This window comes from Alphaproteobacteria bacterium LSUCC0396 (assembly GCA_041228345.1).
In the GTDB taxonomy this organism is placed as follows: domain Bacteria; phylum Pseudomonadota; class Alphaproteobacteria; order Puniceispirillales; family Puniceispirillaceae; genus UBA3439.
The window spans coordinates 2217605-2231524 of sequence record CP166131.1; the positions used below are offsets into that span (position 1 = coordinate 2217605).

General features: G+C 44.7%; 8 protein-coding genes. All 8 read left to right on the plus strand.

The features are described from left to right. The first annotated feature begins 35 nt into the window (after positions 1–35). The 8 genes from AB8881_10590 to flgL all read left to right on the plus strand — a co-directional run bounded on the left by AB8881_10590 (position 36) and on the right by flgL (position 13877). The gene (locus tag AB8881_10590) at positions 36–3845 is read left to right on the plus strand and encodes a flagellar hook-basal body complex protein (GenBank protein ID XDZ62983.1); all 3810 of its coding nucleotides are present in this window, start codon (positions 36–38) and stop codon (positions 3843–3845) included. A gap of 46 nt (positions 3846–3891) precedes the next feature. Then, complete coding sequence (locus AB8881_10595) at positions 3892–4662, plus strand: flagellar hook-basal body complex protein (protein XDZ62984.1); 771 nt, start codon at positions 3892–3894, stop codon at positions 4660–4662. 64 nt (positions 4663–4726) lie between these two features. Continuing rightward, entirely contained in the window at positions 4727–5515 is a 789-nt protein-coding gene (flgG, locus tag AB8881_10600; GenBank protein ID XDZ62985.1) for a flagellar basal-body rod protein FlgG, read from the plus strand. A 30-nt stretch (positions 5516–5545) separates the two neighbouring features. Further along, a complete protein-coding gene (locus tag AB8881_10605; GenBank protein XDZ62986.1) occupies positions 5546–6244 on the plus strand; it encodes a flagellar basal body L-ring protein FlgH in 699 nt (232 codons plus the stop codon). 40 nt (positions 6245–6284) lie between these two features. Beyond that, positions 6285–7391, plus strand: a complete 1107-nt coding sequence (locus AB8881_10610; protein ID XDZ64554.1) for a flagellar basal body P-ring protein FlgI — start codon at positions 6285–6287, stop codon at positions 7389–7391. 11 nt (positions 7392–7402) lie between these two features. Beyond that, positions 7403–7705, plus strand: coding sequence for a rod-binding protein (locus tag AB8881_10615; GenBank protein XDZ62987.1), 303 nt, complete (start codon positions 7403–7405; stop codon positions 7703–7705). A 13-nt stretch (positions 7706–7718) separates the two neighbouring features. After that, the gene (gene flgK / locus AB8881_10620; protein XDZ62988.1) at positions 7719–12581 is read left to right on the plus strand and encodes a flagellar hook-associated protein FlgK; all 4863 of its coding nucleotides are present in this window, start codon (positions 7719–7721) and stop codon (positions 12579–12581) included. A 9-nt stretch (positions 12582–12590) separates the two neighbouring features. Next, the gene (gene flgL / locus AB8881_10625; GenBank protein ID XDZ62989.1) at positions 12591–13877 is read left to right on the plus strand and encodes a flagellar hook-associated protein FlgL; all 1287 of its coding nucleotides are present in this window, start codon (positions 12591–12593) and stop codon (positions 13875–13877) included. The last annotated feature ends 43 nt before the right edge of the window (positions 13878–13920 follow it).

Consider the following 13920-nt stretch of genomic DNA (forward strand, 5'->3'; position numbering starts at 1 on the left):
TTTTATGATGCGACCTGCATTAGGAGTCTAGCTAAATGTCTTTTTATACCGCACTGACTGGTTTGAATGGTTCAAGCGCAGATATCTCTGCAACATCAAACAACATCGCGAACGTTGGAACGACTGGCTTTAAGCGTAGCCGCGCTGAATTTGGTGATATTTTTGCCACTTCACCGTTGCAAAATGCTTCATCTTCGATTGGTTCAGGCGCAATTTTGAAAGGTATTAAGCAGCAATTTACGCAGGGTAACATCTCGTCGTCATTGAATGCGCTCGATCTCGCGATTTCGGGGCAAGGTTTTTTTACCTTGAAGCCGTCTTTGACCTCAGCACAAAAAGTTTACACGCGTAATGGATCTTTGAATGTTGATAATGACCGTTATGTTGTTGATTCAGCTGGACAGTATCTTTTAGTTTACCCAGTGAACGATGACGGCTCGGTCACGGCAAAGGACTTGGATAGTGCACTTCCATTGCAGTTACCTGTAACATCGGGTGATCCCCAAGCAACAAGTAATATTTCTTTGGGTGTGAACGTGCCGGCGGCAGCTGATGTTGTGCCGGATAGGCCCGCATTTGCAGACGGCTATACTTTTAACCCGGCGGATCCAAATACGTTTACCAACTCAACATCAATTACAATCTTTGATGATTTGGGTAACCCAACCATTGCGACGATGTATTTTATTAAGACGCAGTCGGCCTCTGCAGAAGACCCAACAAACAAATATGATACAAGGTTGGTTATCAACGATACGGTGATTGATCCCGACCTCGTACCCTCAGTAGATGATGCGGGTAATCAGATTTTTATCGATAGATTTGGTATGCAAACCACAAAAATCCCAGATGACAACTACTTCATCGAAGGTAAAGGGTCGGCTCTTTATAAAAGGGATGCCCTGCAGACATTGGTGGATTCTCAACCAGCAAAATTGACGGGTGAGGCTACAGAATTTGACTTTGGCGAAGAGGGTGACAGACTGGTAAAAATTGTCACTGATCCTATTCAGTTCAACTCAACTAGAGAGAGCGGTGACGCTGATAGTCGCGTTTATTGGGGTAAAAACTTTCTTACAGTCAACGTAGACAACGGTGACCAGCCAGTAAATATTGACCTTCGTCCTGGCGAGTATAATGCTACGCAACTGGCGGCTGAGGTCGAACGCGCAATTAATGCTGCTTATGGTGATGATAGCAAAATCCAAATCGTTCAAAATGTTGACGATACACTCAGTATTAACTTGTTCAAGCTCAACGCAGATGGATCATCAACCGGTTTAACAACCGCCATTTCAGTTGATTTGCTAAGTGCTAGCTATGTGTCAGACGTTGAGGGCATCGTTTTGACAGGCGCATCTCCGGATTTTACCCGAGATCAGTTTCTAGCTCACTCACAAGCACGACTAAACACAGCACTAAATAATTACGCATCAACCACTGCCGGTGCAAGTGCGCTAGGGGTTACTAACCAAATGTTTGGGCGCGCTGTTGGCACAAAAATGGATGCTGTGCTTAAGTCGACGCAAATTGTTAACCTTAAACACGCGGTGTCAACTGCTGCCACCCCAGCCGCAGGAAATACAACTCTCACTGACAAATTCATGGTCTATTCGTATCAGGGAAAAACGCCAAGTTTGAGTGTATACGAAAATAAAACTCAGGTGAATGCTGGCACAGCCAATCCTGCATATACCGTAAAGTTTGATGCAACGCAGAACACCATGACGATTAATTTTGGTGCCACCACACCTCCAATTACGAATAATGGAAAAATTAGAATTGCTGGGAATTTTTTGGCAGCTGATGCAACTGCAGCTTCGCACATCAATGGTAGAGAATTTACCGTTACTAATGTGGATACGACGACAGACGCAGCCAATAAAACGGTCACGATTAACACCACTGGACTGTCTTTCCCTGATGATGGATTTACTCTCACCGAAGCAAATATTTACGTCATGAGTAACCAGTCAGAAAAAGTAGAAGCTTTTTTTGAGGGTGCTTCAAATGTTTATGAAGGTGCAAAGGTTAACTTTAGCAGCCAAAAAATTGTAATTCGTGAAATTGGTGATGCTAACAAGCATGCATATAGAAACACCGATATTACTGCATTAGGCGGTCTCTATGCTAATGGCATCATTCAGGTTGACAGCGGCCAATTCAATATTACGCAGGCAGTTGGCGCTCAAACACTGGGCTCTCTTGACGTTCTTGGGCTTCAAACAGCTGGCATTACAGATGCTAATGCTTCTGCAGCTACCAGCGGTTTAACAACAACCACGGACTGGGTTGATGAAAAGGCTCCTGCAATCAAAATAAACTATAATGAGAACACGCAAAAACTTGAGTTCACAGTTGATCGAACGGTCTTAGGTACTGGAACTGAGAGTAACTTTAATTCATTCTCAATTTTTGGCTCAACAAATGCTGACTCAACAAATAATTTAGGTGTTCCAACCCAGGATGATGCATCTACGGTTCTTATTCGCGGTGGTGAGGTTTTGAGAACTGAACCATTCGTTGCAGATGGTGAAGAGATACAACTTAATGATAAGCGTTATGGTGTTTCGGTTAACTATAACAGTGACACCTCTAGTTTCACTTTTGCCAGCGGATCTACTGGTGAGCTCATTGAGGCTAATGGTGCTCTGGGTGTTACTACTCAACAAAAAGCATCCTCAATTGAAGTTGGTCGCTATTCTCTCTCAACCACTGATGGTTCTGTAATCGATACGACGGCGCATTTCAGTGGTGACAATCACCTGATGTCAGTTGGCACATCTAAAAATGACGTAATTTTATCTGCAGGGCGGGGCCTTGCATCATCGCCAGCGATCTCTATTGGTGACGCTGCAAACGAAGATTTAACTAGTGTATTCAGGTTAAGTAATGCCGGCGGTGAAAATACGTTCAACGTCTCTGTAAACGGCATTAGTGGTGTTATTGAAATTCCAACAGGTTTTTATGTTGGCACCACATTGGCCGAAGCACTAGAAAATCGAATTAATCAAATTCAAGACCCTGTTACGGGTGATACTGTAGGCGGTGTTAAAGTTAAATATGACTCTACATCAAACAACTTCACCTTTACAACAGGAACAACCGGTAACACTTCTACGATTAAGGTAAAAGGTGCGGCAAGGTTTGGCCTTGATGATGTGGCCTTGGGTGTGGGTTCAGTGCCACAAATTTACAACCTTGTCCAAGCAACCAATTCTGATGGTGTTGCACTTTATGTTGACGCATCAGGCAATGTTGTGACTACGCCGCCCGCTAATTTGGTTGAAGGTTATTACCCCCTTTACATCGATGAGGGTGAACTGACATTTGATAATGGCGGTCGAATTGTGAGCCCTAAAAACCTTGTTCATTATGAGCGTCAGGAAGAAGGATTTTCAATCGCTCTTGACATTGACTTTGGTCAATCTACTCAGTTTGCTCAGCCCTTTTCGGTACTGAATGTGGAGCAGGATGGTTTTACATCTGGTCGACTTGATGGTCTTGAGATTGATGCATCTGGAACAATTCGTGCAAACTATACAAATGGCCAGAACAACCCACTTGGAAAAATTGTTCTAGCGAACTTCAATAACCAAAACGGTTTGAAGCAGATTGGTAACGCGACTTATGTTGAAACCGCTGTGTCTGGTGAAGCACAGGTTGGTGAGGCTGGTTCTGAGGGATACGGTAACATTTTGTCAGGTTCGTTGGAGCGTTCAAATGTTGATATCACTGAAGAGCTTGTGAATTTGATCACAGCGCAACGAAACTTTCAGGCATCAGCTAAAGCTATTGAAACAACCACTACTCTGACACAGACAATCATTAATATTCGTATGTAAATTCTGGCCACAGCGCTGATATCAAACTGCCAAGGATCTCATTTTAATGGATAAATTGATACATACGGCATTAAATTCACTAAATTCAGCGCGCATCAGGCAGAATGTGAGTTCTCAGAACCTATCAAATGCGCAAGTCCCCGGTTTTCGAGGAGATGAAATTGGTGGCAGATTTGGGTCAATTTTTCTTGAATCGGATTCAACATTAAGCACTCGTGTCTTCACAAAAAGAAGTGAAGCCGGTTTGTTTTCCGATCAGCAAGGCGAATTACGACAAACAGGACAGCCAAGCGATGTGGCAATTGTTGGCGATGGCTATTTCCTTATCGAAGGGAAAAGTGGTGAACTTGCTATGAGTAGGAGAGGTGACCTAACAATTGCACTCGATAAAACCCTTCGAAATGGCGCCGACGAGGTCGTTTTGGACACCAGCCTGACGCCCATAATTATGCCGCCGTTTAAGAAACTCTCTATTAGTGAAAGTGGGCAAATTTATATTCAACCCGTCGGTGCTCCCGACGGCACTAGAGTTTTGGTCAATCAAATTGCCTTGACTTCTGGTCAAGATATTGAGTTGGGGAAAGACACAGACGGCGCTATAAGACCGAAAGGTGACTTTGTGAGGGAGCAATTTAACCCTGATCAGAACGTGCGGCTGAAACAGGGCTACCTTGAAACTAGTAACGTGAGTGTTTTTGACGAGTTGATTAACAATGTCGAAATCCAAAAGCAGTATCAGTTAAATGTCAAACTTATATCACTTGCAAAGGAGTTGGACGAAGCTGGATCTGCCCTCATGAGGCTGCCAAACAACTAAATGATGTTGGCATGATTATTGCTGATTGTAAGTTCCATCCGTGTAACCTGGAGCTGCAAATCATATGTCTACTTTCGCAATGCATGTCGCCAAAACTGGCCTCAATTCACAACAAATTAAAATGCAAGTTATCGCAAATAATCTTGCAAACGTGAATACTACTGGGTTCAAAGCGGACAGAACAAATTTTGAGTCATTACTTTACCAGGTTCTGCGTGGTGCTGGCGAAAATACATCTGAAAATACCAGCCTTGCATCTGGTCTATCGGTAGGAACTGGAACCAGGCTTTTAAACACCAGTAAAATTCACTCACAAGGTAGCTTGATTAACACTGGCAATTCGCTTGACTTGTCAGTGGAGGGTGATGGATTTTTCCAAGTTCTTCTGCCTGATGGAAAGATTGGCTATACGCGCAACGGGGCATTTATGCGAAACGCCGAGGGAACGGTCGTTACCGCAAGTGGTTACCCGCTTCAGCCAGAAATTCAAATTCCAGCCGATGCTGCAACTATTACAGTTGCCTCTGATGGCATAGTTACGGTTCAAGTTCCTGGTGATGTAGATGCCCAGGAAGTGGGTCAAATAACTTTGGCAGATTTCTCTAACCGTCAAGGATTGCAGCCAAATGGCGAGAGTATGCTAATTGAGACGCCAGCTAGTGGAGCTCCAATTATTGCTAATCCATTTGCAGAGGGTATGGGCCGTCTGGTTCAAGGCTCTTTGGAGAGTTCAAATGTGAATGTTGTCCAAGAGCTTGTTGATATGATTGAAACACAGCGTGCCTATGAGGTGAGCTCAAAAACGATCACATCAGTTGATGAGATGATGCGCTTTATTGCCCAGAACATCTAATTTTACCAGTACGAGCAGGTGCATTATCAAATGACAACATCCACCGTCAAATTTGCAGCAACTTTGTTATTTTTAGGAATGACGGGCTGTTCGTCATATGAATCAAAGATTGACAATCAGGCCTTTGCACCCATTGACCCTCCTGTGCAACTGACCGAGCCTAAACCTGCAAATGGGGCAATCTTTCACTCGTCTCAGAATGGGCTTTTTGCAACAGATCAACGTGCAAGGCGTGTTGGGGATATACTGACTGTTAGCTTTAATGAGACTTATTCTGCCACTAAGGCTCAAACGGCCAGTTCAACAAAAGCAGATAATTTTGCTGTAACACTCCCAACTGGGTTACCAAATATACTCACCGGTGGTTTTGACAAAGATGCTGCTGGAAATGGCGCTGGTCTCTCCGCAGGAACGGCACGCAGTTTTGCAGGCGCTGGCAATGCAGTTCAGTCTAACTCATTCTCAGGTCTTTTGTCGGTGACTGTTGTCCGAGTTTTTGAGAATGGCAATATGGAAGTCGCTGGGCAGAAAGAGCTGATGCTTAATAATGGAAATGAATATGTTCGAGTTCGTGGTGTTGTTCGCCCTGAGGATGTCACCGCAAATAACATAGTTTCGTCAAATCGTCTTGCTGATGCACAAATCCGTTACACCGGATCTGGACAACTCGCTGACTCGTCGAAACAAGGTTGGCTTAGCGAATTTATGCGCACTGTTTCGCCGTTTTAAAAGGATGAGTGAATTGCTCCGTAGATTTTATATTTTTGGAATGTTGATGTGTTCAAGCCTGATTTTTTTGACGGGGTTTGCAAAAGCTGATCGTCTAAAAGATATGACGTCAATTGCAGGCGTAAGATCAAATCAACTAGTTGGCTACGGACTCGTGGTTGGATTGGCAGGCACCGGTGACGGTAATGCTGTTCTCACGCAACAAGCGATGCAGTCAATGATCAGTCAATTTGGGGTCGTCACGAATGCATCTGACATGAATGGTAAAAATGCAGCTTCCGTAATTGTGACGGCCGACCTTCCAGCATTCATCAAGCCTGGACAAAAGTTGGATGTTGTTGTTTCAACGGTTGGGCAAGCAAAATCACTGCGTGGAGGCACCCTTTTAATGACGCCCTTGCTTGGCGCAGATGGCGAAACCTATGCAATAGCTCAAGGCAATTTGATGGTAGGTGGGCTTGGTGTTGCTGGCGGTGACGGCTCATCTTTGACGGTAAATGTTCCAACCGTTGGGCGTATTCCAGGCGGCGGATCAGTTGAGCGTATGATTGAAAGCACTTTTTTGGAGAGTGAAAACCTTTTACTTAATCTGCATCAGGGTGATTTTAGTACTAGTACTCGTGTCGCTGAAGCGATCAATGAAATTTTTGGAGAGGGTGTTGCGGTAGCGCTAGACTCCACGTCGATCAAAGTGCGCTCTCCAATAAACCCTGCCGAAAAAGTTTCATTTGTAAGCTTATTGGAGAACATTCAGGTAGATCCTGATCGGCCAAAGGCCAAAGTCGTCGTGAATGCCCGAACGGGCACGATTGTTATTGGTGGTGATGTTCGGGTTTTGCCGGCGGCCGTTACGCATGGCTCGCTAACAGTGAGAGTGAAAGAGGATAAAGAAGTCACGCAAACACAGGCGCTAGCTGTTGCAGACGGCGTGGCGGCTGCGGTGCCAGGTGAAGCTGTCGTGACGCCGGATACAACGATTGAAGCGACTGAGGAGCTTGCGAGAGCATTTGTTTTTGACCCAGGTGTAGAACTGTCCTCAATCGTAGACGCATTGAACGCTGTTGGTGGAACACCGTCCGATTTAGTTGCGATTCTAGAGGCTTTGCGTGAGGCGGGCTCGCTACGGGCCGAGCTAATTATCATATAGGAGTGCTAAAATTGGAAGCTCTTACAACAGTAAGCCCCAAAGTAACTGCCTCTCTGCTGCAAAAACATCAGGTGCCGAGTGATCTGCGCGATGTCGCAGAGCAGTTTGAAGCTCTATTTATTCAACAAATCCTGAAACAAGGCCGCGCAGCGAAGTTGGCTGATGATATCATGGGTGGTGAGGCTGTTGACACATATACGAGTATGCTGGATCAAGAGCGCGCTGAACAACTATCAAAAACAGTTAATCTTGGCATTGCAGAAGCGCTCGTATCACAGTTTAAGCATTTAACTCCAACTGCATCTGATAAATAGTTGGTAGGTCTGTATGTCTAGTTTATTTGATGTTGGCAAAAGTGGGATCCAGAGTTACCGCCAGGCATTGGCGGTAACTGGCCAGAATATTGCTAACATAAATACGGATGGCTATAAACGCAGAGAGGCTGGTCTTGAAGAGGTTTCAGGAAGCCAAGGGGGCATTACGAGCCTATCTAATCAATCCGGGCTTGGTGTTCGCGTTGCTGATATCAGGCGGTCATTTGATAGTTTCCTTCTTTCAAAAGCGAATAGCACTAAATCTACTTTTGAAAAAGCTAGTGTTTTTCTTGATAACCTTAGGCAAATAGAAAACACATTATTACCGGGTAAGGGAGGACTGGATGAGCAAATTGGCCGGTTTTTTTCTGCTCTATCTGATGTTGCTGGCTCACCGACTGATATAGCGTCACGTACAGTTGCAATTGAAGTTGGAAAGTCACTTGCCGCGTCATTTAATGGCCTTGCGATACAGCTCGTCCAATTTCAGGAAGCCACGATCGGGCAAACTGAAGCTGGTGTGAAAGAGTTGGCATTAATGGCAAAAGAATTAGCGTCAATAAATTCGAAAATATTATCTTCTGGGCAAAGTGGTCAGACTCCAAATGCATTATTGGACCTCAGAGACAAAACCATTAGTGAAATGTCATCCCTGGCTGTGTTGTCGGTTGATTATTCAAGTCTTGGTGTTGCAACCGTCAGCCTTGGCTCAAGTGGCATGGGGCCAACATTAGTCAGCGGTAGTAGCCACAGCAATCTTGGCTATACAAAATCCTTTGGCAAAATTCAGGTAACTGTTGGAGATGGTGCAGTCTTGCGTCCAACCAGTCAAGTTGAGGGAGGTCTGCTGTCTGGCGCTTTGGACTCTTATGCCCTAATCGAAGAAATTAAAACTGACATTGATAATTTGGCATTCCTGATTTCGAGTGAGGTTAACGGCCAGCATGGTCGGGGTACTGATCTCAGTGGGAGGCCAGGGCAAGCAGTTTTTTCAACCTTTGGGTTGGATGCTGAATTGAGTCCATCTGCCAGTACTGATTTGCGGGTTCAAATTGAGGTAACGAAGCCACTGGAACTTCCGTCAGGCACTATGACAGTGCAGTACAATAAGTCTTCCGAATTGTGGACATTACGGGGTGAGGGGCTCGCAGCACCCATTTCTGGTAAGGAGCAAATAAAGGCGGACGGTTTTACAATTAACATCACGGGTGCTGCAAAAAATGGAGATTATTTTGAGGTCAGACGAGCAGTTTCTGCAGCCGCAAATATCAAATTTTTACTAACAAAACCGCAGGAAATTGCCGCCTCTGGACTCCTTACTGTTGAGCCCTCAATTAAAAATTCCAGCGAAGCCCGGCTCGATGCCCAGCTTTTGTTGGGGGCAAAGGCCGACGAGCCTCTGGAAGTTGGAAAAATCCTAAAAAATTCCCTATCACCCATTCAGGCTACAGACTTTATCGCAACGGGATTAGCAGCCGTGATACCCGCTGGTACGCCCACCGCAAAAATTGCTTCATTTTCTAAACAATCGACGGCTGAGTTCCAGCTGCAGGATTTGGTAATAAAGAATTTGCAGCAGCTCTCTTTTCAACGCGCTGGCTCGGCAAGTGATGGTCCACACAGTTTTGACATTAGATATGTAACAGCTCACCCAAATGCGACATCAAATGCGACCTGGAAGGACCTGAATGAACTTGCAAATATGCTAAATAGTGGTGTTTTACGAAGCGCTGCAAATCTATCACTCTCTGATTTGGGGATCCGCGCCTCGGGTAATGAGGGGCGTTTGACTTTTGCGTCAAGTAGCGGAAATTTTGTTTCAACTGGTGCCGGCGTGCCGTCCCTCTCTGCAGGTGTGGGCACTGTCGAGGCAATAGTAAAAAATGCGGTGAGTGCATCTGATTTTCAAATTTTCACACGCGAAGGCCGCCATCTTGCTGGAGGGTCTCTCACCCAAGAAAACATAACAAACCTACTCACCGCAAAAAATGGATTCACAGCGGAAGCTGCCTATCGCGCAGAATACCTCAATAGTGAGAACAACGCCTATAGGGGGATGGGGCTGAACATTAGTCGTTCCGGTGGTCTTTACCGCGTTGATACTGGAAGCAATGGTGTGTTCGCCCGTTCAGCCAGCAGCGCTTCATCGGTTCCCGCTAACAATACAGCGGCCCATGCATTATCAGTTTCTATGGCGAATGGTGAGACCGCGTCGATAGCAGTCGCTGCTGGTGCTTCAGCTAAGCAGGTGGCAATCGATGCAAATCTAAAATTCAATAAGGTTGGTTTAAAGGCTGAAGCGAGGCTTGTTACTGAGTTATTTGGGTTTAGTTCTGGGACTTTAGATTTTGAAATTGAGTCAGAGAATAGAATGCCCATTCGAATCCTTGCTGATGTGACTGCATCTGACTTAACTAATTTGGCTTCAGAAATTAATCAGGCGTCTGATTCAACCAAAGTGTCTGCATATTTATCTGAGGACAAAACACGTTTAATTTTGAAGAGTGCCTTTGGTGAAGACATTGTTTTTAGTAACTTAAGTGAGACAAGTCCGACATTTTCTGCGCAAATTGTCGATGAAAACAGTGTTGCCGCGATTACGCCAATTGGAACAGTTACAGCAAGCGGTTCATTTGGAACACTCAATCTTGCAACCACTACTTTGCCTGCGACAAATTTAATTGGTGGTGGTAAAGGTGCAACTTTCGATATCACATTGGCTAATGGTGTTCCAACGGTTGTGCTAAGGCAGCCGGGGAATGGTTACCACATAAACGATACTATGCTGATCAAAGGCTCTGATTTAGGCGGGGTTGATGGTGTAAATGATTTAACAATAACGGTCGGTACTATTGCTTCTGAAAAATTTGTTGCAATGGGCAGTGGAGTTGGTGCTGCACGGATTGGTAATGCAAGGTTTTCCGGTCAGTTAATATTTTCAGCAAGTGAGTCATTCAGCCTAACGTCACCATTGGAAACAAAAATTGCTGCTCGTGATCCAAACCTTGGAAGTTTTGTAAAAATAGAAAGCAATTTGACTGGTGATATCAAAACTATTGATTTTGAAGTAAATAGTGACACTGACGTCAGCATTTCCTCCATTGATGGTGGTCATGCGGTAGCAGCGGCAGCCACGTATCAAATTAGTGTTCCCACGAGCACTTCTGCTGTTAAATTTTCGGCTTCTGTTTCTGCGAGTGCCATGAAGCCTTTGAACAAAGCTGAAGTAAACAATGCGCTCATTGAGAAATTGCGTGAACAGGCGCCGCTTGCATCTCTCTCGGGAAATGTAACAGCAGCTTCAAAGCAAGTCACAACATACGGATTTGTGGGTTCTGAAGCGATAAATTCAGCCGCTGATACTGTGACGATTAAAATAAACAACACGGCTGTTAATGTTAACCTAGCAAATATCGACGGTAATAACACACCAGCAACAAATGCGGGTCACGTGACAACAGCAATTATGAATGCTGTAAATGCTGCTAAGCTTGGAGTTGTCGCTTCTACTGCTGTGGTGGGTGGATCACAACAGATAGTCCTGACTGGGGCCACTGTGGGCACTACTTTTACCGTCGAAAACTTTGAGTTTGCTGATGCCGCAAATGCGGGCTCTCAAGGAACTTTAAGCCTTGTCTCAACGGCAAACGCCAAGGATTTTCCTGCTGATGGTAGTTCGCTCTCAATAACATTTGAGGGCAGTCAATATAATTTGACAATGCTAAATGGTGAAATTGTTGTAACCGGCGGAGAACCTGGGCGGCTGACAGCCTTTTTTGACTCTAACAACAAGCTTCAAATCTTTGGTGGCGGAACCTTATCAGGTGCAAGCTTAGAGCTAACCTCGGACAGTATTGTTTCAGGGAATGCTGCCAGCGCAACGTCATTTGGCTTGAGCAGCAGAACCACAAGATTTACAGGCTCATTAGTAACATTGGCAAATGGTATGCCGCCATTGAGTATGAACTTTGGTGGAACGGATATTAATGTTTCACTGGCTCTTGATGGATCGGTATCTGTTGCGCCTGCCGCGGTGGGCCTGGTTGCTCGTTGGGAGAGCGCCTCGGCGACAACTGGTAGGTTGGTATTTGAATATGATGCAAGTTCCAATGTTTTGAGCTTTACAAAGCCCTCTGATAGGCTTGGCTTTAAAACCACTGACCATATTGTGAGTGTCAGTGACAACAAAATAAAGATCAAGGCCAATGATGGCGCTGCATTTAAGGTTGATGCAAGTGCGACGAGTATTGCGGGTTCAACTGTTGAATTGGCGAATATGCCCAATGAGGATCTACTCGTAATTTTTACAGGAACCGGCGCTAAATCTTTGGGAGCGGTTTTTGATGAACCAGTGCCCCAAGTTGAAATCGATCAAGTCAAAATCAAGGTAATTAACGAGACAGGCTCGCTTGTAGAGCTTATTGATGCTGATACAGGCCATTCAATTGCAACGAGGACACTGAAAGACAAAAAAACAACCTTTGGAAATACAGAATTTGTTATGCAAGGCAATGCCAATCTGAATGATGAGTTTCTCGTCAAGAAGAATATCAACGGTGGTGGAGACGCTAGAAATCTTGATAAAATTTTGAATTTGCAATTTGCTGATGTGAACGGCCAAAATTCTGGCGGATTCCAGAAGGTATTTGGCACAATTGTTGCTGAACTTGGAGAGACTGTTAAATCAGGCCAGATCGCATTGGAGTCCGCAGAGGCAAGTAGAAATGCTGCAGAGGAAGCTGAAGCTGAGTTTTCGGGCGTAAACCTTGATGAGGAGGCCGCTTCGTTATTGGAGTTCCAACAAGCATATCAGGCGTCCGCAAGGATCTTGTCAACCGCTCGCGAACTTTTCCAATCTTTAATGGACGTTGTTTAGGAAATAGTAATGCGTGTTAGCAATAAATTATTCAACGAGCAGCAGGTAAGAGCGTTTCAGACTTTGCGTTCTGACATGCAAGATATTCAAGAAAAGATTGCATCCGGTAAAAAAATTAACCGAGCATCTGATGACCCAATGGGAGCGGTTAATTTATCTGCTGCAAAGGAGCAAAAATCGTTAATAGACCAATTTACAAAAAATTCAGACGTTGCCTTTATGCGACTTGATCTCACCGATAAAACGCTTGATGAAATGACATCGGTATTAACACGAATAACTGAGCTATCGGCCACAGCTGGTAACGGGATCTATGATGGTTTTGGCCATCAAGCAATATTACAAGAGATAAAGCAGTTATCAGAGGTAGCCCTCGGCTTGGCAAACACGTCAGATAGTCTGGGCAGACCACTTTTTGCTGGCAGAAGTAATGTTGAAGTGCCCTTCACAAAGAATGTAGACGGATCAATTAGCTATAATGGCGACCGCGGTCAGCATTCTGTTCAAATTTCTGAGAGCATGACAACAGCCACTGGCATTGATGGTGGATCTGCCTTTATGCGCGTGGAAACTGAGAATGGCCGACGTTCAGTCTTTGATATTATTCAATCAGCTATGAACTCAATTGAGACTGCTGCCCAAATCAAAGGGCAAGCAACTGGTGGTAACAAGACAAGACTTGATTTCACGCTCCCTTCAAAAATGGAGACTTGGTCTTTTACCCTTTCAGGAAATAAAGGCTCGGCAAAAATTACTGCGGATATCGCGAGGGACAACCTTGGTGCTCTAGTCACAGAAATTAATAGATTTACAAGTCAGACCTCGGTCTCTGCAGCGATAGATGCTGCAACAGGAGACATGATATTGACAGATATCACCGAGGGTGAGATCAAAATTGAAGACATTTCTATTTCTGGGCAGGACAGGGCATCTGAAAAATTAACATCATATGTTGCCTTTACCAAACTTGATGGGTCTTTGGCTGCGGTGTCACCAACGGTTAAACTGACGGACCGCGATCAATTAGTTGCCTATAACGTAAGCGCGATGAAGGCTGCGATGGAGTCTATTGCAAATCAGAGGAGTGCAGTTGCATCTCAAATGAGTAAAAATGAGATGCAAAGAGATGTGCTGGAAAGCCGAAAATTGATTGTGGAACGGGATGTATCTGCATTGAATGACACAGATCTTGCGGAGATGATAACGAAGCTACAAGGTCAAATGACAAATTTAGAGGCTGCACAGGCAGCTTTTAGTAAAATTGGCCAGCAAAGCTTATTCGATTATCTGAGATGATGTACCAGGATCGGTAAAATTTTATTAAGATTTTTGGAAATAG